Source organism: Streptomyces sp. NPDC006879 (genome assembly GCF_042869595.1).
Lineage (GTDB): Bacteria > Actinomycetota > Actinomycetes > Streptomycetales > Streptomycetaceae > Streptomyces.
Window position 1 is genome coordinate 18,162 of record NZ_JBIAGC010000009.1, and the last position, 21,277, is coordinate 39,438.

The window sequence follows — 21,277 nt, forward strand, 5'->3', positions numbered from 1 at the left end:
TCCTCATCCTATGACGCCGATCACACGGGTGGAGGGACGTCGACTGGCGCTCAGCAACCTGGAGAAGGTCCTCTATCCGGAGTCCGGATACACCAAGGGCGAGGTACTGCACTACTACGCCACGGTGGCCAGCAGCATGCTCCCGCACCTTCACGACCGGCCCGTCTCCTTCCTGCGCTACCCGGACGGGCCGTCCGGCCAGACCTTCTTCACCAAGAGCCCGCCACCTGGCGCCCCCTCCTGGGTCACCACCGTCCGCGTCCCACGCTCCGCCGACCAGTGGGCCGAGCAGGTGACGATCGCGGACACGGCCTCCTTGATGTGGGCAGCGAACCTCGTCGTGGAGTTCCACACCCCGCAGTGGCGGAGCCAACGGCCGGGGCTGGCCGATCGGCTGATCCTCGACCTCGATCCCGGCCCACCGGCAACCGTCGTCGAATGCTGTCGCGTCGCCGGCTGGCTACGCGACCGGCTACGCGCCGACGGCCTGGCCGTGTACGCCAAGACCTCCGGTTCCAAGGGTCTGCACCTGGCAGCTCCCATCGAGCCCACACCCAGCGACCGGGCCACCGCCTACGCGAAGGCGCTCGCCCGGGAACTCGAAGCGGAACACCCCGATCTGGCCCTGCACCGCATGGCGAAGGCCCTGCGTCCGGGCAAGGTGTTCGTCGACTTCAGCCAGAACGCGGCAGCCAAGACCACCGCGGCTCCCTACACCCTGCGCGCCCGCTCCCGGCCCGCGGTCTCCGCCCCCGTGAGCTGGGGAGAGGTGGCTTCCTGCCAATCACCGGACGATCTGCTCTTCCTCGCCGCCGACGTGACTGCGCGCCTCGGGCGGGACGGCGACCTCTGGGCGGACCTGATCGACCGTGACCGCGGTGTGGCACTGCCGAAGCCGCCACGCCCATGACCACCCCCATCCCGCTCCCCGTCCCGGTCGCCCTGGCTTCGCCGGTGACCCGGCTCCCGCACGGACACGGCCTCGCCTACGAGCCCAAGTTCGACGGCCACCGCGTCGTGATCGTCCGCACCACACGGGGCGTGATCCTGCAGACCCGATCCGGACGACTGATCACCCCGGCCTTCCCGGACCTCGTCACGGCGTCCGAGCACCTGCCCGCCGACACCGTCCTGGACGGCGAGGTGGTGGTCTGGCACGACGGCCGCACCGAGTTCGCCCTGGTACAGCGCAGGGCCGCGGCCACCGCCGGCAGGGCGCCCGCCCTGGCCCGCGCACTGCCGGTCTCCTACGCGGCCTTCGACCTGCTGTGCCTCTCCGGCTCCGACCTGCGGAGCCGACCCTACGAGGAGCGCCGCACCCTCCTGGTGGACCTGCTACTGCCGCTGGGCCCACCCCTCCAACCCGTACCGATGACCACCGACCCACCCGAAGCGCTCACCTGGTACGAAACCCTCTCGGCCCAGGGCATCGAGGGGCTGGTGATCAAGCGGCTGGACCAGGCCTACCCGGGCGGGCGACGGGCCTGGTGGAAGCTCCGGCACACCGACACCCGTGATGCCCTCGTCATCGGCTACACCGGCTCTCCGCGCCGCCCCCACGCACTGGTACTCGTCCTGCCCGGGGAAGGGGATCCGGTGGTTTCCCGCCCGCTCGCCGCCCCGCTGCGCCTCACGGCCACGCAGGTTCTGCCCCCGCTCGCCACCGCCGGGACCGCGGAGGCTGAACCGCCGACCGTCACGGCGGCGGGCCGGGGCACGGTCCCCTACCACGCGGTGACCCCTACCTGGCGGGCGGAGGTCCGGGCGGCCAGCGCCCGACATCCGCCACCCGAGGTCCTGCGGCTGCGCTCCGACTGACCGGGCGGCAACCTCCAGCCATCAGACCCGTAACCAGGTACGCCGGTCCCGTGCCCGGGCGTGGAGTGCATCGACATCGTCCGGTTTGAGTACCGCGCCCAAGGCGCCGAACGCAGCGCCGGTCTCACCCGCGCGCACCACCCGCACGTCCCGTAAGGTGCGGGCGACCTCGACCCGGGAGGCCTCGCACAGGGCCAGTACCGGCACCACCGCCGCGGCCAGCGCGTGCGAGGCGCGCAAGGCCTCCCGGCGGGCCCAACGCGGCTCGGGCCGGGGCTCTGCGCGACCAACGCTCAGCAGGAGGTCACCCACCGCCGCCCGTTGGCGGCGGGCGTGGACGCTACGGACGGTCAACACCCCACCGGGCCCGATGAGCAGATGGTCGATGTGGACGGCCCCGGGCAGCGGCACGCAGTGCAGCACCCGCCAGCCCGCTCCCTCCAGTGCGTCGAGTTCGGCGCCGATGCGCTGCTGCGCGAGCAGGGCGAGCCGAAGGCTCTGGGTCTTGCCGCGCCGACGGGAACGATGCGCTCCGCCGTACTGCGAAGCACCCAAGAGTGCCTCACCGGGACGGTTGGGAGCCAGGTCGTCATCCGGGGGCAGACTCAACCTGGCCACCTCCGCCGCGGTCGGCACTGGGGGAGGGCCCAGGGTGTACGAGCCGGAGAGGAAGGGGCCGAGCGCCGCCAGCACCGCCCCCGCGTCCTCTTCGGACAGCAGGCTGATCCGACCGGTGTCACGGTCGTACCAGGCCGTGCTCCTCCCGTCCGTGGTGATCACGTACAACCGGTCACGTCCGTTCGTGCGCGCCGGCACCACCCGAAGTCCCCGCATCCGGCCTCACCCCCTCAGCCCATGGGAGCAGCCACGGCGCGACGGGGCAAGGCCCCCTCCAGCGCCGGGCGGCGGGGACCGCGCAAGGCAACACCGGGCGGCGTGCGGGCTCCGCCGGCCCGCCCCTCAGGTGCCCCTTTCGAGCCGCGTCGCGGACCCAGGTGGTTGCTGCCACTCACCCGGCAGTGTCAGCACGGCGACGGCCCCACCGTCGGGGGCGTTGCTGAAGGTCAGCTCGGCACCGAGCACCTGGGCCTGACCGCGGGCGATGGTCAGACCCAGGCCGTGGCCGGTACCACCGGACCGGGGCTCGGTGCGGAACCGTTGGGGACCGTCCATCACCAGGTAGTCGGGATAGCCGCTGCCGTGGTCGCGCACCGTCAACCGCGGCCCGTCCACGGTGAGGACCACGGGTGGTCGGCCGTGTTTGTGCGCATTGCCCAGGAGGTTGCCCAGGACGCGTTCCAGCCGCCGCCGGTCCGTCTCGACGAAGGCGTCACGCCTGACCGCGAGCTCGGTGGCGCTGGCGTAGGCCCTCACCACACGCTGCGCCAGCGGGGCCAGCTGCTGCACGTCGGACTGGATCTGCTCGCCCCCGGCGTCCAGGCGGGAGATCTCCAACAGGTCCTCGGTGAGTTGGCGCATGGTCCGCACCCGGTCCCGCACCAGTTCGGCGGGGCGGCCCTCGGGAAGCAGCTCGGCGGCGGCCTGGAGGCCGGTGAGCGGAGTGCGCAGCTCGTGGGCCACGTCGGCGGTGAAGCGCTGCTCGCTCAGCAGCTTGCGCTGCAGGGTGGAGGCCATGGTGTCGAGGGCACCGGCGACCGTGGCGACCTCGTCCAGGCTGCGCCGGAGGTCACGGGTGCGGGGGTCCCCGACCCGCGCGTCGAGGTCCCCCTGGCTGATGCGTCGGGCGACGGAAGCGGTCTGGTGCAGTCGGCGAGTCACCCTGGTGACGCCGAAGGCACCGATGATCAGGGTGACGCCGAGAGCGAGGACCGACGAGCCGATGATCGCCTTGTCGAGGCCGCTGATGGTGCGGGCGCTTTGGGTGTAGTCCACGGAGGTCGCCAGGGCCCGGCCGTCAGCGGGGGCGGCGGCCCACATGGTGGGCCGGCCGTCGAGTCTGGCGACCATGGTGCCGCGGTGGCCGCTGACGGCCAGCGCCCGCAGCGAGGCGGGGAGCTCAGCGGGATCGATGCCGGTTCCGGCCGGCAGGCCCTCGCCTGCCTCGTAGGCCCGGGTGGCCTCGGCGAGTCTGTCCAGGGCCTTCTCCCGGGCACTGTGCACGGTCTGCCGGGTGACCTCCACGTGCACGAGGGCGCCGAGCATGGCCGCCAGCGCGCAGCACATGACCACGATGAAGCAGGCGCACTTCCAGGTGAGGGTCGCCGTCCAGGCCGGCAGCCGTGGTCCGCGCATCAGCGCACCCGCCCTGGTGACGGTGGCGCGCCGGCGCCCTGCCCGTCCGGAACTCGCACGACCTGCTCACGGGTCGGCAGCATGGTGTGTTCTCGTTCGTCCCAGGACCAGGCGTATTGGAGTTCGTATCCGGGGTTGCCGCTGGGGACGCGCAGGATGACGTCACGGCCGGCCAGCTCCACGCTGATGACCTGGTCGCTGGTGGCCATGATGCGGTTGAGACGGCCTCCTTCGTCCGCGCAGTAGACACGGATGGCGAGCATGTCCTCGCCCAGGTCGATCCCGACGATCAGCTCGTCGCGGCCGTCTCCGGTCAGGTCCCGGTAGTAGGCCTGGAGGACGGGGCAGTGCGGCCTGTCGCTGTTGCAGGCTGCGACGGCCCGGGCCGTCTGCTGGGACATCCCGTCGGGGCCGGTACGGACGTCCGGGTCGGCGTCGACCTCGGCCTGGACTACGGCGACCGGATCGACCGTGTGGACGTCGTTGTTCTTCACCGGCGGGATGCCCTGGACGTACTCGGGCGGCGCGCCGCCGGGCTCCGCCGGCGGAACCGAAGCACCGGGGCGGCCCGGCCACAGGACCACCGGACCGTTGGCGGTGGGGGTGGGTCCGGCGCTGTGCAGGCTGCCGGCGTCGGCGCCGCAGCCGGTGGAGAGGACAGAGGCCGCCAGGAGGGCGCTGGCGACACCGGCGCGGCGAAGACTCACGGCCCTCCTTCCAAGGCGTACGGGTGTCCGGCAGTGGTCCAACCGGTCCACCCTATTCGGAGGGAAGTCCGCTTTGTCCAGTTGATGATGAGAGGTCGACTCCCCCCCGACCCCAGGGGGCGCCCCCACCCCCCGAAGACAGGCTGCCTCGGGCCACCGGCGAACCGGAACTTCCGCGGGCCGCTGTTACAAACCCGTCGAATCCACACAAGCACCATGGCGCGGACAGCCCTCAGAGCGACGGCCGGACAGCCGGCACCTCACCCCTGCCCCCTCAGGACACGCGCCTTGGCGGCGGAGAACTCCTGCGGGGTCAGCAGTCCGGCACGCGACAGGGCCGCGAGGCGCTCCAGCTCACCGGCGAGCCCTGCGCCGGAGCCCGACGCGGAGATCGGCGGGGCCACCGGCCGGGTATGCCCGGGGGCGGCCGGGTCGATCGGCCAGGCCTCCAGGTGGCCCGCGGGCCGCGATCCAGCACCCCGGGGCGGCCAGGTGGGCCAGGGCTCGGAGGTTGCGGTCACCACCGGCGCCACCGGGGGTGCGGGAGCGTCGCTGGGGTCCGCCGGGGCGCGATGCTCACCCCCGCCGCCCCAGACGTACACACCCGTGCGCAACAAGCCCCGCAGCAGCGGCGAGCCGGGCGGGCGGGCGACCGGGCGGGCGGTGGAACGGACGGGACGGATGAACATGCCTCAGTCCTCCTCGGAGCGGTCGCCATCGAAGCCGGCCGTGCCCTCCAGCGGGAACTCCGGCTCGGGTTCGGGAGTGGGTGCGTGCGGGTCCGGCGGGAGGGGGATGCCCCGGGCCACCCGCACCTGTTCCAGGCGGTCGGCGGGGATCCGCACCGAGGCGGCCACCCTGCCGCCGGCCGCCCGGACCGCCACTGCGGCGTCCTCGGCCCATACGTGTTCAAGGAGGAGCAGCAGGGCACAGCTGCCGCGCGAGAGCAGCTCCGCGGTCTCCGTGACGTCCTCGGGCCCGAGCAGGGGCGCGGCCTCACGGCCTGCGACCAGGCCGCGCAGCTCGTGGAACTCGTCCAGCTCGGCGGCCAGCACCTCACCGGCCGCGGTCTTGGTCATCACCAGCGCGTCGATCAGCCGCACGTTCCCGGTCTTGCGCAACCCGAGGACGGCCGTCACCGCCTGGACCCTCAGCTGCTCCTCCGGGAAGGCCAGGACCAGGTACTCCACCGGACCCATTTCCCGCTCCTCACCACGGCCCCGCCGCCGTCCACGCCACCCAGCATCCAAACGTACGATTCTTCGGCACACTACGACATATAGTGAGATAGCGCCCAGCCGCTTGCTACGTTGCGGGGGTGACGGCGATGACGGCGAAGACGGCGGCGGCCGACGCCCCACCACCCGCGCTGCATCTGCCCAAGCGCCGGGGCGTGGAGCTGCTCCTGCTGACGGCCGCCGTCCTCATCCCGGTCTTCGGCTACCTCTACGTCGGCCTGGTCACCCACGGCTCCGCCCCCGCCGACACCGCCCGCTACACCGCCGGCTTAGGCGCCCTCGCACTCGCCGCCCACCTCGCGGTCCGCTTCTTCGCCCCGTACGCCGATCCGCTCCTCCTGCCCGTGGCGGTCCTCCTCAACGGCCTCGGCCTGGTACTGATCCACCGTCTCGACCAGGAAACCCCGCAGACCCCCGGCGCGCCCGGCCAACTCGTGTGGTCGGCGCTCGGGGCCGCCCTGTTCATCGCGGCCGTGCTGCTGCTGCGCGACCACCGCGTGCTCCAGCGCTACGCCTACGTCTCGATGGTCACGGCCCTGCTCCTGATGACCGTCCCGATCCTGTTCCCCCCCGTCAACGGGGCCCACATCTGGATCAGACTGGCCGGACTCTCCTTCCAACCGGGCGAGTTCGCGAAGATCCTGCTGGCTGTCTTCTTCGCCGCCTACCTCGCCGCCAACCACAACGCACTCACCTACACCGGTCGGCGCATCTGGCGGTTCCAGCTGCCCACGGGCCGTGCCCTGGGGCCGGTCCTGACGATCTGGCTCCTGAGCGTCGGCGTACTGGTCCTGGAACGGGACCTCGGCACCTCACTGCTCTTCTTCGGACTGTTCCTCACCATGCTGTACGTGGCGACCGGCCGGCACACCTGGATCGCCATCGGCCTGGCACTCACCGGCGCCGGCCTCTACGCCGTCGCCTCCCTTGAGCCCCATGTCAACAGCCGGGTGACGGAATGGCTGAACCCGTTCGCCTCCATCGAAGCCGGTCTCGGTCCGGGCCAGCTGGCCCAGTCCCTCTTCGCCTTCGGCGCCGGCGAGTTGCTCGGCTCCGGGCTCGGCCGGGGCGACTCCACACTCATCGGCTTCGCCGCCAAGTCCGACTTCATCCTGGCCACGGCGGGCGAAGAACTGGGGCTCGCCGGGCTGAGCGCCCTCCTGGTGCTGTACGCACTGCTGGCCGTTCGCGGCTTCCACGCCGGCCTGGCGCTGCGGGACCGGTTCGGCCGCCTGTTGGCCGCCGGACTCGCGGCCGTCCTCGCCCTCCAGGTGTTCGTGATCGCCGGTGGCGTGACCGGTCTGATCCCGCTCACCGGGATGGCGATGCCCTTCCTCGCCCAGGGCGGCTCCTCCGTGGTCACCAACTGGGTCATCATCGCCCTGCTGGTTCGGATCAGTGACTGCGCCCGCCGTCCCCAGCCCCAGGTGCCGCCCGAGCACCCCTCAGAAGGCGGCTCCTCGTGATCCGTTACATCCGCTGGGCCGCCGTGGCCTGCGTGGTCCTCCTGGCCACCCTCCTCGTCCACACCGCACGGCTCCAGTTGTCACGGGCCGACGAACTCGCCTCGAATCCGGCCAACCGCCGGGCGGCCATCGCCCGTTACGCCCAACCGCGCGGCGCCATCTTGGTGGACGCCCGCCCGGTGACCGGCTCCCGGGACACCAAGGAACAGTTGCGCTACGAGCGCACGTACCTCAACGGGCCGCTCTACGCACCCGTGACCGGGTTCGCCTCGCAGAAGTACGGCACCAGTTTCGTGGAACGCGCCGAGGACGCGCTACTGGCCGGCGAGGACCCCGGCCTGCGCACCCTCCCCTTCTGGCACGAGCTCGCACGGACCAGACCAGCAGGCGGCGGCGCCGCGACCACCATCCGGGCCGCCATGCAAGAGGCCGCCTACGCGGGGTTGGACGGCAAGCGCGGGGCGGTGGCCGCGATCGAACCGGCGACCGGACGCATCCTGGCGTTGGTCAGCAGCCCCTCCTACGATCCGGGGGTGCTCTCCGGCAACGGCCGCACCGTGACCGAGGCCTGGGAGCGGCTGAACGCCGACCCCACCCGTCCGATGCTGAACCGGGCGATCCGCGAGAGCTACCCGCCCGGCTCCACCTTCAAGATCGTGACCGCCGCGGCGGCCCTGGACGCCGGCGTGGTCACGGATGTCGACGCCCCGACCCGCACCCCGGACCCGTACCTCCTGCCCGGCACCCGGACTCGGCTGCCCAACGCGGCCAAGGGCTGCGGGCACGCCTCCATGGCGGAGGCCATCGAGTGGTCCTGCAATACGGTGATGGCGGACATCGGGGTGGCCATCGGACTCAAGGGCATGACCGAGGCCGCCGAACGGTTCGGGTTCAACGACGACGGACTGCGGGTGCCCTCCTGGGTGACACGGAGCAACTTCGACACCGACATGAGCCGCGATCAGCTGGCACTCTCCTCGATCGGACAGTTCAACACCAAGGCGACCCCGCTCCAGATGGCGATGGTCGCCGCCGCGGTGGCCAACGGGGGCACCCTGAAGTACCCGTATCTGGTGGACCGCACCACCGACGCGCTCGGACATACCCTGCGGCACGGCCGTCAGCGCACCCTGCACCAGGCCATGAAGCCTTCCACCGCACTGCGTCTGCAACGACTGATGGTGAAGGTGGTCGAGGAGGGCACCGGACGCAACGCGGCCATCCCCGGAGCCGTGGTGGGCGGCAAGACGGGCACCGCCCAGCACGGCGTGGGCAACACCGGCACGCCCTACGCGTGGTTCATCGCCTGGGCGCAGGCCGAGGACTCCGCGGTGCCGGCGGCGGCGGTGGCGGTGGTCGTTGAGGACTCCCGGGCCGTGCGGGCCGACATCAGCGGCAACGACAGCGCGGCACCGATCGCCCGGGCGGTACTGGAGGCCGCACTGTCCGGCTGACGTTCGCCGCGCCTCAGGTCCCGTCGCCCGGGGTTCCCGCGGCACCCTGGGCGATGGCCTCGGTCACCTCGGCCACCCGCTCGCCCTCCTCGGCGGCGAAGCGCTCCGCGTCCAGCCGCTCGGCGATCTCCTCGTCCTGCGACATCAGCAGGTCCAGGTTCGAGTCACCCATGTCGAACACGCCCATGTCCAGGTAGGCCTTCTGAAGGCGTTCGCCCCACAGTCCGATGTCCTTGACACAGGGCACGATCCGGCTGAAGAGCAACTTGCGGAAGAGGTGCAGGAACTCGGAGTCCTCCGAGATCCGGGCGGCCTCCTCGCGACCGATGCCGAAGTTCTCCAGTACCTCCACCCCGCGCAGCCGGTCCCTCATCAGGTAGCAGCCCTCGATGACGAACTCCTCCCGCTCGCGCAGTTCGGCGTCGGTCAACTGCTTGTAGTAGTCGCGCAGGGCCATCCGCCCGAAGGCCACGTGCCGGGCCTCGTCCTGCATGACGTAGGCGAGGATCTGCTGGGGCAGCGGCTTGTTGGTGCTATCGCGGATCATCCCGAAGGCGGCCAGTGCGAGCCCTTCGATGAGGACCTGCATTCCCAGGTAGGGCATGTCCCAGCGGGAGTCGCGCAGGGTGTCGCCGAGCAGCCCCTGGAGGTTGTCGTTGATCGGGTAGAGCATGCCGATCTTCTCGTGCAGGAAGCGCGAGTAGATCTCCGCGTGCCGGGCCTCGTCCATGGTCTGGGTGGCCGAATAGAACTTGGCGTCGAGGTCCGGTACGGATTCCACGATGCGCGCCGCGCACACCATGGCGCCCTGCTCACCGTGGAGGAACTGGCTGAACTGCCAGGAGGTGTAGTGCCGCCGGAGTTCGCCCTTGTCTCGGTCGGTGAGCTTGGCCCAGTGACGGGTCCCGTAGAGGGTCATGGCCTCGTCCGGCGTGCCGAGCGCGTCATAGGGGTCCACCTGGAGGTCCCAGTCGATGCGCTTGGCTCCGTCCCACTGCTTGTCCTTGCCCTTCTGGTAGAGGGCAAGGAGCCTCTCGCGGCCGTCGTCGTACTCCCAGCTGAAGCGGGCCGCGCCCGAGGCGGGCACGCTCCAGTGACTGTCTTCCGGATCACCGGTGTAGAGCTCGTGCGTCGACATTGACGCCCCCTCGCAGTGGATTTCCTTACGGATGTGGAGAGTTCGCGGACTGTCGGCAGGTTCACACGTTGGTAGACATCGGGTCAACAAGTCACGCGCAGGGGATTGACGACCTTACTGACAAGGAGTCTTATAAGAGCCATGACCACCGTGACGACCCATCGCGACGCGATGCTCAGGGACGCGCTCGGCCTGCTCAAGGACCGCGAACAGGTCGCCGAGCGGCTGTTGGAGTCCTCCGCCAAACACTCCTTCGACCCCGATCAGGAGCTCGACTGGGCAGCCCCCGCCGAGGACGGGAAATGGTATTGGCCGCCGGAGCTGGTCTCCCTCTACGACACCCCGCTCTGGCGGAAGATGTCCGAAGAGCAGCAGATGCAGCTGGCCCGTCACGAGGCGGCCTCCCTGGCCTCCCTCGGCATCTGGTTCGAGATCATCCTGATGCAGTTGCTGGTCCGTCACATCTACGACAAGTCGTTGACCAGTCAGCACGTGCGCTACGCACTCACCGAGATAGCCGACGAGTGCCGGCACTCGATGATGTTCGCCCGGATGATCGAACACGGCGGCGCCCCCGCCTACCCGGTCTCCAAGCTCAACCACAACCTCGCCCGCATACTGAAGACCGTCTCCACCACTCCGGGCTCCTTCGCGTGCACCCTGCTGGGCGAGGAGATCCTCGACTGGATGCAACGCCTCACCTTCCCCGACGAGCGGGTCCAGCCGCTGGTCCGCGGAGTCACCCGCATCCACGTGATCGAGGAGGCGCGCCACGTCCGCTACGCCCGCGAGGAACTGCGCCGCCAGATGGTGACGGCGCCGCGCTGGGAACAGGAACTCACCCGGATCAGCTGCGGTGAAGCCGCCCGGGTCTTCTCCGTCGCCTTCGTCAACCCCCAGGTGTACGAGAACGTCGGCCTGGACCGGCGCGAGGCCGTGGCACAGGTCAGGGCGAGCGGGCACCGGCGCGAGGTGATGCAGAGCGGCGCCAAGCGTCTCACCGACTTCCTCGACGACATCGGGGTGCTGCGCGGAGTCGGCCGACGACTGTGGAAGAGCTCGGGCCTGCTGGCCTGAGCGCCCGGCCCACACCCGACCGCCGGCCGATACGCTGCCGGTATGACCCGCACCGAAGCGGCGGCCACCGCCCGCGCGTACCGCCGCATGAGCGTGGAGGAACGCCGCACCCAGCTGCTCGACGCGGCCCTCGCGCTCTTCGCGGTCCGTGCACCCAAGGACGTCTCCCTGGACGACGTGGCCGAAGCGGCCGGGGTCTCCCGGCCGCTGGTCTACCGCTACTTCCCCGGCGGGAAGCAGCAGCTCTACGAAGCCGCCCTGCGCTCGGCGGCCGACGAACTACTGCTGTGCTTCGCCGAACCCCAGCAGGGACCGCTGACGAGGCGACTTTCCCGCGCACTGGACCGCTACCTGGCCTTCGTCGACGGACACGGCACCGGCTTCAGCGCCCTGCTCCAGGGGGGCAGCGTGGCGGAGACCTCCCGGACCACCGCGACCGTGGACGAGGTCCGGCGCCGGGCGGCCGGTCAGGTCCTGATGCACCTCCAGGTGGAGCAACCCCGCGCGCGCCTGCGGATGATGGTCCGCACCTGGATCGCCGCAGTCGAGGCGGCCTCACTGATCTGGCTGGACGAAGGCAAGCAGCCCGCAGTGGAAGAACTCCGGGACTGGCTCGTTGACCACTTCCTCGCGCTCCTCGCCGCCACCGCGGCGACCGACCCCCAAACAGCCGAAGCGGCCCGTAGGGCGCTGGCACTGGAGAGCGATCGGGGGCCGGTGGGGACACTGGCGCGCCGGCTGGGGCCCGTCCTGTCCGACGCGACCCACCTGCTGTGACACTGTCCGGGTGAGAAGCGAGAACATGCAGTTCATCGGCGGCCCCCTGGACGGGGAGGTCCTTTCGGTCCTCCTCGGCCCCACCGGGCACCCGCCGAAGGTGTACGTGGTGCCGGTGCCCGAGCCTGACGGAGGCGCCCCCGTCCGCCACGTCTACCGCCGCGTTCCAGCCGGGTTCTCCAAACGGCTACGCCTACCCAAGGGCTGGGTTTACACCTACGACCCGCAAGGCGCGCCCCGCAGCGGCCCGAAGTGGCCCTGGAACAAACCAGGGCCGACGTCCCCCGCTTCCTGAGTGCCGTCCCGAAGACTCCGGCGGATCCACACACGACCCCCGGTCGGGGCGCGTCGCCAGCGCTGCGGCCGGGAGCCGCGGTGGCGACGCGTGGCCGGTGGAGACGACGGGACGGCCCCGGAGGCCTCCCCCACCCGGGTGAGAGCGACGCCCCTCCCGACCCGGCGTGGCCCAATTGTCATACTTCGCATGCCACCATCCCGGTTCTGGAGGTGAGCACATGTCAGGAAGGACACTCCGATCGGCCTGCGTGGCCGCGACGGCGAGCCTCGCCCTGCTGGCAGCGACCCCGCTTCCGCTCGCGGCGGCCGACCCCAACAAAACCGCACGCAGTCCGGTGCCCGCCGACCCCGCGGCGGAACCCGCCACGGGGGCCCAGGCCGCTCCCGCCGACTCCTCGGTGACGGAGCTGCTCGGCGAGCTGAAGACGCGCTACCGGCAAGCCGAGGAGGCCGCAGAGGCGTTCAACGCGGCCGAAACGGAGCTACGCGCGCGCCAAGAAGAGGAAGAGCGGCTCAGCACCGATCTGGTGACCGCCCGCAACGCACTCAGCGCCGGCCGGGACACCGCCGGCCGGTTGGCCCGCGCCCAGTACCAGGGCGGCACCAGCGCCTTCTCCCCCTACGTGCGCTTCCTGCTGACCGGGGACCTGCAAAGGGCCGGGGAAGAGCGCCAGATGATGCGGCGTGAGGCAAGCCGCCGAGCGGCGGCCTTGGCCAGACTCACCGCTGCCGAGAAGCGGGCGGACCATCTGGCCACCGAAGCCCGAAAGGCGCTCGACACGCGTCAGCAGCTCACCGAGGAACGACAACGACGCCGGGACGAAGCCCAGGCCCGGCTGCGTCGGGTGGAGGAGTTGTTGGCCTCGCTGACCGCCGACCAACTCGCCCGGCTCGCCACCCGCGAGGAAGCCGACGCCGATCAGGCCCAGCGCGCCCTCCTCGACTCCGGGCGGCTCGGCGCCCCGGGCGCCGCGGCCACCAGGACCCCCAGCGCGGCCGGTGGGGAGGCAGTCGACTACGCGGTGGAACAGCTCGGCAAGCCCTACGTCTGGGGCGCGGAAGGGCCCGGCTCCTTCGACTGCTCGGGGCTCACCTCTCAGGCCTGGGCACATGCCGGGCGGGCCATCCCGCGCACCAGCCAGGAGCAGTGGGCGAGGCTGGAACGGGTCCCGTTGGAGGAACTGCGCCCCGGGGACCTGGTGCTGTACTTCCCCGAAGCCACCCACGTGGCGCTCTACCTCGGCGGCGGTATGGTCGTGCACGCCCCGCGTCCGGGCGCGCGGGTCAAGGTCTCCCCCATCGCCGCGAACCCACTGCTCGGAGCGGTCCGGCCGGATCCCACCGGCGCCCCACTGACCAGATACGCCCCGCCGTCACTAACCGAGGCGGCGACGGCGGGGAGCGATTCCGGCTACGCCTCGGCTTCGGCGCCGAGCGAGGCAGTGACCTCGGCCAGATAGGCCTCGGCCTCCTGCGGGTCGTAGAAGTAGTCCTCGAAGTCGGCGGGGTCGTCGAAGCCTCCGGCGAACCGGTCGGCTACCGGCTGGAGCTGACCGGCCGCGCCGATCAGGTTCAGGACGTGCTCGGGAGGGACACCCAGCATCGCGTTGGTCCACTGGGTGACCGGCTTGCCGGTGGCGAACCAGAAGCGGTCGAAGGTGGCCCGCATCCATGCCTCGTCGAACGGCTTGTCACCGTGCAGGAGGATGGAGGACAGGTAGGAGGCGGCGCACTTGGCGGCCGTGTTGGAACCCTGCCCGGTGATCGGGTCGTTGGCCACCACCACGTCCGCCACACCGAGGACGAGGCCGCCGCCGGGGAGCCGTCCGATGGGATTGCGCACCACCGGCGGGTAACGGCCCGCCAGGGTGCCGCCGGCGTCGGTCAGCTCGACCTTGGTGGCGCGCGCGTACTCCCAGGGCGTGAACTTCTCCATCAGTTCCAGGGTCAGTGCCAGATGCTCGGCGGGGTCCTTGACCCCCTGGAACACATCCAGCGGTCCGCCGGGAACGCCCTCCCAGAACAGGATGTCGGCACGCCCCGAAAGGGTCAGGGTCGGCATCACGAAGAGTTCGCCCACGCCCGGGACCAGGTTGCAGCGGACCGCGTCGAAGTCGGGGTGCTCCGGGCGCGGCCCCAGCCCGTGGACGTAGGAGACCGCCAGCGAACGCTGGGGGGTGTCGTACGGGGAGCGTGAGGCGTCCCGGCCGAACATGGAGACCAGCTCGCCCTTGCCGGCCGCGACCAGCACCAGGTCATAGGTGCGGGCGAAGAAGTCCAGGTCGGAGACGCTGGCGCCGTGGATGACCAACTGCCCGCCGCGCTGGACGAAGGTGTCGAGCCAACCGGACATCTTCATCCGCTGGTCCACGGACTGCGCGTACCCCTTGAGCTTGCCCACCCAGTCGACGGCGCGGGAGGAGTCGGGGGCGGCGACGGAGACGCCGAGGCCTTCGATGCGCGGCGCCTGGCCCTCCCAGAAGGCGAGTTCGAGGTCACGCTCGTGCTGGAGGGCGGTGTGGAACATGCACTGGGTGGACATGACCCGGCCCGAGCGGATCTCGTCTGCCGTGCGGTTGGACATCAAGGTGACCTCGTACCCCTTCGACTGGAGTCCGAGGGCGAGTTGGAGTCCGGACTGGCCGGCCCCAACGATGAGTATCTTCCGCATGGCGACATCCGTTTCACGCGAGTGGGGGTAACGAGGGGCTATTCAGGTGTCTCGTCGAGGGCGTGGCGCACGAGCCCGAGCAGCGATTCCACCACCGTGACCCGCCGGCGGGCATCCATGATCACGACCGGCACGTGCGGCGGTATCGTCAACGCCTCACGGACGTCGTCGGGTTCGTAGGACGGCGTGCCCTCGAAGTGGTTGACCGCGACCAGATAGGGCAGACCGCAGCTCTCGAAGTAGTCCAGGGCCGGAAAACAGTCGGGCAAGCGCCGGGTGTCGGCCATGACGACGCCACCGAGCGCCCCCCGCACCAGGTCGTCCCACATGAACCAGAAGCGCTTTTGACCGGGGGTGCCGTAGACGTAGAGGACCAGGTCGTCCTCAAGGGTGATCCGCCCGAAGTCCATGGCCACGGTGGTGGTGTTCTTCTGCGGGGTCGCGGTCAGATCGTCCGTCGACTCGCTGGCCTCGGTCATCAACGCCTCGGTACGCAAGGGCGTGATCTCCGAAACCGAACCGACGAAGGTGGACTTGCCCACCCCGAAGCCGCCCGCCACCAAGACCTTGACGGCTATGGGCGCACGGGTGCGGTCGGTCTGCCAGGCCTGTAGGTTCTCCTCCGTTTCGGCAGGGCGGTCCGTCACGAGCATGTCCGTGGCGTCAGAGACGGCGGAGTCCATTCAGCACCCTTTCGAGCAGCGCGCGATCGGGGCGGCCGGTGCCGTGTCCCGTCCCGTACACGCGGATCTTTCCCTGGTCGGCGAGGTCGCTGAGGAGTACCCGAACCACGCCGAGCGGCAGCTTCAGCAGCGCTGCTATCTCGGCGACCGTGCGCATCCGGCGGCACACCTCAACGATGGCCCGCATCTCGGGTCCGGAGGGTGCCGGTGCGGCGTCGAGGGCGGCGACGAAGCTCTCGACGAGAAGGACGTGGCCGAAGCGGGTGCGACCGCCGGTGAGTGAGTACGGGCGGACCCGCGCGGGACGGCGGTCCGCTCCGCGGACCGGCAACCTGCCGACCGGACCGGCTGCGGCGAGGGAACTACCGGGGCTGGTACTGCCGGGTGCCTTGCTTCCGGGGGACGTGCTCCCCGGCGTACCGGTCCTCACGTGGCTCTCTCCATCGACTGACGTGACTGGCGCAGCTCGCTGCGGACTTCCGGGGTCAGGACATGTCCGGCCCGTCCCACGAACAAGGCCATGTGGTAGGCGACCACGCTCATGTCGCAGTCCGCAGTGGCGTGTACGCCCAACAGGGAGCCGTCACTGATCGAGGTGACGAACACGCTGCCGTTCTCCATGGACACCATGGTCTGCTTCACCGAACCGGCGTCCATCAGCTGGGCCGCGCCGATGGTCAGGCTGCCGAGGCCGGACACGATGGTGGCGAGGTCCGCGCTGGCTCCGCGGGGGCCCTTCTGGGTTCTGGGTTCGGCCTGCTCGCGCTGCCGCGCCGGGTCGGAGGAGAGCAGCAGCAGCCCGTCGGACGAAACGACGGCGACGGACAGCAGGCCGGGCACCTCCCCCACCAGGTCGGTCAGCAGCCACTGCAAGTTGCGGGCCTGGGTGCTCAGTCCGTACGTACTGGGCGCGGTCACGTGCGTGCCTCCTCGACGGTGTCCCCCTCGTCCCCCCACGCCCGGGCGGGGGCGTGTCCGTGTGTGTGCGTACCGGCGGCGCGGGCGTGCTCCGCCGCCTGAGGTCCGGCGTTGGTGTCGGCGGCGCGGTCAGCGAGTTCCGCGTCCACGACCCGGCGCCCGTCGCGGGACCCCTGGTAGAAACCGCCCAGGCGGCGCCGGAGTTCCTCCGCGTCCACCCGCGAGCCGCCGGAGTGGACCGGCTCGGCAGCCTGGGCGACCACCCGGGGGGTCCGCTTGGGCAGGCCCTTTTCGGTCACGACGGGTCGGGGCAGATCCAGCGTGCGCTCGTCGTTCTCCTGCTCACCGTGGGCCGGAGCCGCCTCGACCATGTCCTGCGCGGCCGAGTGGGTGTGCTCGGCGCTGTGCCAGGTCGGCACGTCTGCGTCCGTCGCGGGCACCTCGGACGGGGCCTGTGATGCGGGTTCGGGCACTGCTTCGGGCGCGGCAATCAACCAGGCGTCGGGCTCGATTCCCGCGCCGTCCCGGGGCTCGACCACCACGTCCGCGGCACTGGCCGCCGTCGGTGCGTGGTCCGACGGCCCGTACCCGACGGGCACCGAATCCGTGGCCCCGGCGGCGTCCCCGGCCGCGGCCGGCGGCTCGGATGAGTGCGCGACCGGCTGCACCTGGGGGGCCTCGGTCGGCGCGGTCCGAGGGTCCGCGGTCGCCCCCGCCTCGGCCAGCGCCCGCTCTGCGAGCTCGATGACGGGATCGGCATCGGGCCGCTGCCGGGGCGGCAGCGCATTGGAGTTGGCCTCCGCTATCGAGCCCGGCAGGTGCAGCTCCGGGGCCCCGGGGGCAGCGACGGCATGCTCCGGCACGGCCGGCGGCACGGTCGGCAGCAGGGCCGCCGGTACGACCACCGAGGCGGCGATGCCGCTCGGGTGGTGGGCGCGCAGCTCGGCGCGCGCACCGTGCCGGGCGGCGAGGCGGGCGGCGACGTACAGGCCGAGGCCGCGTGCCTGCTGCCCGGCGTCTTCCTCGTGTTCGAAGGAGTCCGGGTCGGCGAGCCGTTCGTTGAGCTCCTGCAGGCGGTCGGGGGTGACGCCGATGCCCTCGTCGGTCACCGACAGGACGATCTCCCCGCCGTCGAGCATCCATCCGGACAGTCGGACCCGGGCATCCGGTGGCGAGAACGTGGTGGCGTTCTCCAGGAGCTCGGCCACGATGTGGGAGACGTCATCGGCGGCGTGGCCGGCGACCTGGCTGTGCGGGGGCAGGGACTGCAACTCCACCCGCTCATAGCGTTCGATCTCGCTGATCGCGGCCCGCATCACGTCGACGAGCGGCACGGGCCCGGCATGGCCGGAGCCGTGTTCGGTGCCGGAGAGCACGAGCAGGTTCTCGTTGTGGCGACGCATGACCGTCGCCAGGTGGTCGAGCTTGAAGAGGGTCGCCAGTCGGTCCGGGTCCTGCTCCTTGGCCTCCATCTGCTCGATGACCGCAAGTTGGCGCTCGACGAGCCCCAGGGTGCGCAGCGACAGGCTGACGGAGGTGGTGCCCAGCACCTTGCGGTGCGCGTCCAGGCTGCTTCGGAGGGCGTCCAGTTCCTCGGCGCGCTGAGCGAGCTGAACCATCAGCTCCTCGTTGCGCTCGACCAGTGCGCGACGGTCGGCGTCCAGCCCGTCGATCCGGCCGTGCATCTGGCCGGCATGGGCGTTGAGGGTGTTGAGGTGCCGTACGACGTCAGCGAACTCGTCGTTGCGTCCGGTGAACCGCACCGGCTCGGCGCCAGGATCCTGGGCCAGTCGGCCCGCCCCAAGTCGCAGGACCGCCAGCGGCCGGGTCAGCGTGCGCGCCACCGCGGTGGCGACGCCCACCGCCAGGAGCAGGCAGACACCGATGAGGACGACCAGGATCTCCAGCGCCGTGACGTCCTCGTCACGCAGCTGGGACAGGGCGGTGGCCCGCTCCGCGCTGAGGCTGGACTCCACGGAACGCAGCCGGTCGATGCGTGCCGTCAAGGCCGCGGCCACCGCTTCCACGTCGAGTTCCCGGTCGGAGTCCGACAGTTCGGCGGAGTCGGTGAGCTTGCCGAGGAATCCCTCGGCCGCCTTCACCTCCGGACCGGTGACGGTGGCGTCCAGGTTCTCCTGCAACTCGGGGGGCGCGGACTGCTCGAAGTCGGCGAGGGCGGCCTGCTCCCGGACCCGGGAGCGCTGCCCGGCCGCGGTCAGTTCGCCGCGGGTACGGTCCTCACGGTTCGGCCCCGCTTCCTCGTAGCGACCGGTGACCGGGTTGTAGACGTCGGGGAGCTGCTCGCCGCTGGGGACGGCCAGGGCGGCGAGCAGCAGTCCACGGGTGGCCGAGGCCTGTTCGGAGGCCTGGCCCAGCGGATCGAGAGCGCGGCTCACACCTAGTGCGGCATCGGCCCGGGGGGGAGTTTTGGCGGCGAGGTCGTCAGCGAGGCTGAGGAGTGCCGCGATGACCTCGGAGTAGGCGCGGTGGGCGGCGAGCGCTGACTCCTTGCCCCCGACGGCAGCGGTGCGCACGGCCGGCACGCGGTCGAGGTCGCGCCTGAGGTCGGGGCCGGCTTCCGAGGCGATCTCGCTGATCTGACGATCCACCCGGGCTCCGAGCTCCCGGACGGCGGACTTCTCCTTGGCCCGGCGACCTGCGGCGACGAACGCCGTCACCTGGTCACGCTCGTCGGCGAGTGCGTGCGCGAGCGTGACGGTCTGGCGACCCTGGTCGGCAAGGGTGACCAGCCGCTGGGACTCGTGCAGGTCCGCGGAGGCGGAGAGAACGGCGGGGGTACCCGCGCCGATGACAGTGAGTCCGACGACGGCGACAGCGATGATCAGCCGGCTGCGCACCCGGACCCTGCGCCCCTCGGTGTCGGCCCCTGCCGCGACCGAGCCCGCGCTTGTTCCTGCTGCCGTGCCGTGGCCGTTGTCCCGAGACCGCTTGTTTCGCACCGGTGCTCGCAATCTTGTACTCGTCTACGCATGAGGCCGAGGTGACGGCCGGTCAACAAGTAAACGCCCCCACCCCTCGTATGGCTCCAGACCATTCCAGCTGCGTTTGGGAGGGCGACGCGCATCGGCCCGCCTGGCCACCCGAACGAGTGAACATCACGGAGGAGTTGGCGAACAACTCGGCGGTAGCTCCGGCGAGCCCACCGCTTGGACGAGCGGTTGAAACATCGCCGGGGGCTTTGGCAGGATGCCCGCCCGCATCCTGGCGGACCATGGAATTCCGCCGTTGCCGACGGGCGCTGGCGGCGGGCGGGCGGGCCACCGGACGGTGGGCGGGTCGAGGGCCGCGAGCTCCCGCTGGTCGCAGGATGGACGCATGAACCTGGCGCTCGCAACGATCCCCGGCGATCCCGAACACCCCAATGAGGACTGGCTCGGCGCCTGCCTGCCGGCCTCGGGGTCCGGTGGCGCACTGGTCGCCCTGGACGGTGTGACCCCACCGCGCTCGGGCACCGGCTGCTCCCACGGCGTGCCCTGGTTCGTGGCACGACTTGGCGGAAGATTGGTCGAACTGTCGGCTTCGAGACGGGATCTGACGCTTGGCGAGATCCTTTCGGACTCGATTTCCGACACGGCCGATTCCCACCGTCAAACCTGTGACCTTTCTCACGTGCGCACGCCACAGGCGACCGTGGTCCTGGCGCGGTGGGACCGCAGCCGTGTCGAGTACCTCGTCCTGTCCGATTCGGTCCTCCTCCTGCGCACCCCCGCGGGAGGTGTACGCGCGGTACGGGACGACAGTCTGGACCGACTGCCGCCCGGGGTGCGCAGCTCCGTCGCCGCCACCGACGCGTTGCGCAACGCGGACGGCGGGTTCTTCACCGCAGCCGCGGACCCGGCGGTGTCCGAGCGCGCCGTGACCGGCGAGGTTCCCCGCGCCGAGGTCCAGGCCCTGGCCGCACTCACGGACGGCGCGAGCCGCTGGAGGGACGCCTTCGCAGCCGGCGACTGGGTCGACTGCATGGACGTACTACGGACGGAGGGCCCCCAAGGCCTACTGGCCCGGGTCCGCGAGCTGGAGCGGGCCGAACCGTGCGGGCGCACCCGGCGCGGGAAGGTGCACGACGACGCGACGGCGGCCTACGCGGAGCTGTGAGACCGCCTTGACGGCCGTGAAGGAGCGGTGGGCGGGGGTCGCCGCGGTGGATCGCACGGCGCCGACCGCCGAACTGAAGCGGACCGGGGCGACCAGTGCGCGGCGGTCAGTCGACGTAGTGCTGGTTCAGTTGGTTGAGCAACCTGGCGAGCTCCGCCACCTCGACCCGGTCCCAGTCGGCGAGCTTGCGCATGTACTGGGATCGGCGGGCGCTGCGCACCCGCAAGAACCGCTCCCGCCCCTCCTCGGTGAGTCCGACCAGGTACGCCCGCCCGTCGGCGGGATCAGGCTCCCGAGCGATCAGGCCCAGGTCTTCCAGCGCGTGCAGCTGACGACTCATGGTGGCCTTGCCGACTCCGAAGTAGCCCGCGAGGTCGGTGGCCCGCTGCCGGCCCGCCTCCTCCAGCCGGGCCAACAGACTGTAGGCGGCTGCTTCCAGATCCGGATGCACCTCACGGGCCATCTCCCCGGAGGAGGCGCGGGCCCGGCGGAGGAAGACGGACAGCTCCCGCTCCAGCGCGAGGAACTCCTGGTCTCCGCTCCCGTGCACGACTACTCCCATCCCCTGCGCCTTCTTCCGTCGGCGACCGCTGTGACGGAATCAGTATTTCGCAGCCGGGGTGCTCGGCACCGGGACTGCCGGGACGGGGGCCGACCGGCCCGC

21 protein-coding genes are annotated in these 21,277 nt (G+C 71.2%); 9 read left to right on the forward strand and 12 right to left on the reverse strand.

The features are described 5' to 3' along the window. The first annotated feature begins 10 nt into the window (after window positions 1-10). Both ligD and ACFYMC_RS09715 read left to right on the forward strand, forming a co-directional pair. Window positions 11-910: a non-homologous end-joining DNA ligase gene (gene ligD, locus ACFYMC_RS09710; RefSeq protein WP_388521456.1), complete on the forward strand. Its 900-nt coding sequence runs from the start codon at window positions 11-13 to the stop codon at window positions 908-910. Beyond that, a complete protein-coding gene (locus tag ACFYMC_RS09715) occupies window positions 907-1,818 on the forward strand; it encodes an ATP-dependent DNA ligase (protein WP_388521459.1) in 912 nt (303 codons plus the stop codon). The genes ligD and ACFYMC_RS09715 overlap by 4 nt, the downstream gene beginning before the upstream one ends. Window positions 1,819-1,839: 21 nt before the next feature. Here the strand turns inward: ACFYMC_RS09715 and ACFYMC_RS09720 are convergent, their stop codons facing one another. The 5 genes from ACFYMC_RS09720 to ACFYMC_RS09740 form a co-directional block, all read right to left on the reverse strand. Further along, window positions 1,840-2,652 (reverse strand): nuclease-related domain-containing protein, encoded by an 813-nt coding sequence (locus ACFYMC_RS09720; protein ID WP_388521462.1) that lies wholly within the window; start codon window positions 2,650-2,652, stop codon window positions 1,840-1,842. Between the two features lie 126 nt (window positions 2,653-2,778). Next, window positions 2,779-4,071, reverse strand: coding sequence for an ATP-binding protein (locus ACFYMC_RS09725; RefSeq protein WP_388521465.1), 1,293 nt, complete (start codon window positions 4,069-4,071; stop codon window positions 2,779-2,781). Further along, window positions 4,071-4,778 carry a hypothetical protein gene (locus ACFYMC_RS09730; RefSeq protein WP_388521468.1) on the reverse strand — a complete coding sequence of 236 codons (708 nt, stop codon included), beginning with the start codon at window positions 4,776-4,778 and terminating at the stop codon, window positions 4,071-4,073. The genes ACFYMC_RS09725 and ACFYMC_RS09730 overlap by 1 nt, the downstream gene beginning before the upstream one ends. A 260-nt stretch (window positions 4,779-5,038) precedes the next feature. Further along, window positions 5,039-5,467, reverse strand: coding sequence for a hypothetical protein (locus ACFYMC_RS09735; protein ID WP_388521471.1), 429 nt, complete (start codon window positions 5,465-5,467; stop codon window positions 5,039-5,041). A 3-nt stretch (window positions 5,468-5,470) separates the two neighbouring features. Next, window positions 5,471-5,977 carry a DUF6325 family protein gene (locus ACFYMC_RS09740; protein ID WP_388521474.1) on the reverse strand — a complete coding sequence of 169 codons (507 nt, stop codon included), beginning with the start codon at window positions 5,975-5,977 and terminating at the stop codon, window positions 5,471-5,473. 128 nt (window positions 5,978-6,105) lie between these two features. Between ACFYMC_RS09740 and ACFYMC_RS09745 the strand changes: the two genes are divergently transcribed. Then, window positions 6,106-7,482: an FtsW/RodA/SpoVE family cell cycle protein gene (locus tag ACFYMC_RS09745; RefSeq protein WP_388521827.1), complete on the forward strand. Its 1,377-nt coding sequence runs from the start codon at window positions 6,106-6,108 to the stop codon at window positions 7,480-7,482. Further along, complete coding sequence (locus tag ACFYMC_RS09750) at window positions 7,479-8,936, forward strand: penicillin-binding transpeptidase domain-containing protein (protein WP_388521477.1); 1,458 nt, start codon at window positions 7,479-7,481, stop codon at window positions 8,934-8,936. The genes ACFYMC_RS09745 and ACFYMC_RS09750 overlap by 4 nt, the downstream gene beginning before the upstream one ends. Window positions 8,937-8,949: 13 nt before the next feature. Here the strand turns inward: ACFYMC_RS09750 and ACFYMC_RS09755 are convergent, their stop codons facing one another. Beyond that, the gene (locus tag ACFYMC_RS09755; RefSeq protein WP_388521479.1) at window positions 8,950-10,074 is read right to left on the reverse strand and encodes a ferritin-like domain-containing protein; all 1,125 of its coding nucleotides are present in this window, start codon (window positions 10,072-10,074) and stop codon (window positions 8,950-8,952) included. A gap of 141 nt (window positions 10,075-10,215) precedes the next feature. Here ACFYMC_RS09755 and ACFYMC_RS09760 point away from each other — a divergent pair, with 141 nt between their 5' ends. The 4 genes from ACFYMC_RS09760 to ACFYMC_RS09775 all read left to right on the forward strand — a co-directional run bounded on the left by ACFYMC_RS09760 (window position 10,216) and on the right by ACFYMC_RS09775 (window position 13,685). Continuing rightward, a complete protein-coding gene (locus ACFYMC_RS09760) occupies window positions 10,216-11,151 on the forward strand; it encodes a diiron oxygenase (RefSeq protein ID WP_388521482.1) in 936 nt (311 codons plus the stop codon). A gap of 42 nt (window positions 11,152-11,193) precedes the next feature. Beyond that, window positions 11,194-11,928, forward strand: coding sequence for a TetR/AcrR family transcriptional regulator (locus tag ACFYMC_RS09765; protein ID WP_388521485.1), 735 nt, complete (start codon window positions 11,194-11,196; stop codon window positions 11,926-11,928). 10 nt (window positions 11,929-11,938) lie between these two features. Continuing rightward, window positions 11,939-12,223 (forward strand): hypothetical protein, encoded by a 285-nt coding sequence (locus ACFYMC_RS09770; protein ID WP_388521488.1) that lies wholly within the window; start codon window positions 11,939-11,941, stop codon window positions 12,221-12,223. Between the two features lie 220 nt (window positions 12,224-12,443). Next, a complete protein-coding gene (locus ACFYMC_RS09775) occupies window positions 12,444-13,685 on the forward strand; it encodes an NlpC/P60 family protein (RefSeq protein ID WP_388521491.1) in 1,242 nt (413 codons plus the stop codon). Here the strand turns inward: ACFYMC_RS09775 and ACFYMC_RS09780 are convergent. The 5 genes from ACFYMC_RS09780 to ACFYMC_RS09800 form a co-directional block, all read right to left on the reverse strand. After that, window positions 13,637-14,896 carry a styrene monooxygenase/indole monooxygenase family protein gene (locus ACFYMC_RS09780; RefSeq protein WP_388521493.1) on the reverse strand — a complete coding sequence of 420 codons (1,260 nt, stop codon included), beginning with the start codon at window positions 14,894-14,896 and terminating at the stop codon, window positions 13,637-13,639. The two genes, ACFYMC_RS09775 and ACFYMC_RS09780, sit on opposite strands and share 49 nt — an antisense overlap. A 38-nt stretch (window positions 14,897-14,934) precedes the next feature. Continuing rightward, window positions 14,935-15,579, reverse strand: a complete 645-nt coding sequence (locus tag ACFYMC_RS09785) for an ATP/GTP-binding protein (protein WP_388521496.1) — start codon at window positions 15,577-15,579, stop codon at window positions 14,935-14,937. Next, window positions 15,560-15,910, reverse strand: coding sequence for a DUF742 domain-containing protein (locus ACFYMC_RS09790; RefSeq protein WP_388521830.1), 351 nt, complete (start codon window positions 15,908-15,910; stop codon window positions 15,560-15,562). Before ACFYMC_RS09790 ends, ACFYMC_RS09785 begins: the two co-directional genes overlap by 20 nt. A gap of 95 nt (window positions 15,911-16,005) precedes the next feature. After that, the gene (locus ACFYMC_RS09795) at window positions 16,006-16,497 is read right to left on the reverse strand and encodes a roadblock/LC7 domain-containing protein (protein WP_388521499.1); all 492 of its coding nucleotides are present in this window, start codon (window positions 16,495-16,497) and stop codon (window positions 16,006-16,008) included. Then, complete coding sequence (locus ACFYMC_RS09800) at window positions 16,494-19,457, reverse strand: nitrate- and nitrite sensing domain-containing protein (protein ID WP_388521502.1); 2,964 nt, start codon at window positions 19,455-19,457, stop codon at window positions 16,494-16,496. The genes ACFYMC_RS09795 and ACFYMC_RS09800 overlap by 4 nt, the downstream gene beginning before the upstream one ends. Before the next feature lie 376 nt (window positions 19,458-19,833). On the opposite strand from ACFYMC_RS09800, the gene ACFYMC_RS09805 reads away from it, so the two are divergent. Then, on the forward strand, window positions 19,834-20,613 hold the full coding sequence (locus tag ACFYMC_RS09805) for a hypothetical protein (protein WP_388521505.1): 780 nt from the start codon (window positions 19,834-19,836) through the stop codon (window positions 20,611-20,613). Between the two features lie 106 nt (window positions 20,614-20,719). Here the strand turns inward: ACFYMC_RS09805 and ACFYMC_RS09810 are convergent, their stop codons facing one another. Next, window positions 20,720-21,175, reverse strand: a complete 456-nt coding sequence (locus ACFYMC_RS09810) for a MarR family winged helix-turn-helix transcriptional regulator (protein WP_388521508.1) — start codon at window positions 21,173-21,175, stop codon at window positions 20,720-20,722. Window positions 21,176-21,277 lie beyond the last annotated feature (102 nt).

What these genes read in the sequence shown, in the direction of transcription:
- ligD (WP_388521456.1), top strand. Translation starts at nt 11, where the DNA reads ATGACGCCGATCACACGGGTGGAGGGACGTCGACTGGCGCTCAGCAAC.
- ACFYMC_RS09715 (WP_388521459.1), top strand. Translation starts at nt 907, where the DNA reads ATGACCACCCCCATCCCGCTCCCCGTCCCGGTCGCCCTGGCTTCGCCG.
- ACFYMC_RS09720 (WP_388521462.1), bottom strand. Translation starts at nt 2,652, where the DNA reads ATGCGGGGACTTCGGGTGGTGCCGGCGCGCACGAACGGACGTGACCGG.
- ACFYMC_RS09725 (WP_388521465.1), bottom strand. Translation starts at nt 4,071, where the DNA reads ATGCGCGGACCACGGCTGCCGGCCTGGACGGCGACCCTCACCTGGAAG.
- ACFYMC_RS09735 (WP_388521471.1), bottom strand. Translation starts at nt 5,467, where the DNA reads ATGTTCATCCGTCCCGTCCGTTCCACCGCCCGCCCGGTCGCCCGCCCG.
- ACFYMC_RS09740 (WP_388521474.1), bottom strand. Translation starts at nt 5,977, where the DNA reads ATGGGTCCGGTGGAGTACCTGGTCCTGGCCTTCCCGGAGGAGCAGCTG.
- ACFYMC_RS09745 (WP_388521827.1), top strand. Translation starts at nt 6,106, where the DNA reads ATGACGGCGAAGACGGCGGCGGCCGACGCCCCACCACCCGCGCTGCAT.
- ACFYMC_RS09755 (WP_388521479.1), bottom strand. Translation starts at nt 10,074, where the DNA reads ATGTCGACGCACGAGCTCTACACCGGTGATCCGGAAGACAGTCACTGG.
- ACFYMC_RS09760 (WP_388521482.1), top strand. Translation starts at nt 10,216, where the DNA reads ATGACCACCGTGACGACCCATCGCGACGCGATGCTCAGGGACGCGCTC.
- ACFYMC_RS09765 (WP_388521485.1), top strand. Translation starts at nt 11,194, where the DNA reads ATGACCCGCACCGAAGCGGCGGCCACCGCCCGCGCGTACCGCCGCATG.
- ACFYMC_RS09775 (WP_388521491.1), top strand. Translation starts at nt 12,444, where the DNA reads ATGTCAGGAAGGACACTCCGATCGGCCTGCGTGGCCGCGACGGCGAGC.
- ACFYMC_RS09780 (WP_388521493.1), bottom strand. Translation starts at nt 14,896, where the DNA reads ATGCGGAAGATACTCATCGTTGGGGCCGGCCAGTCCGGACTCCAACTC.
- ACFYMC_RS09785 (WP_388521496.1), bottom strand. Translation starts at nt 15,579, where the DNA reads ATGGACTCCGCCGTCTCTGACGCCACGGACATGCTCGTGACGGACCGC.
- ACFYMC_RS09805 (WP_388521505.1), top strand. Translation starts at nt 19,834, where the DNA reads ATGAACCTGGCGCTCGCAACGATCCCCGGCGATCCCGAACACCCCAAT.
- ACFYMC_RS09810 (WP_388521508.1), bottom strand. Translation starts at nt 21,175, where the DNA reads ATGGGAGTAGTCGTGCACGGGAGCGGAGACCAGGAGTTCCTCGCGCTG.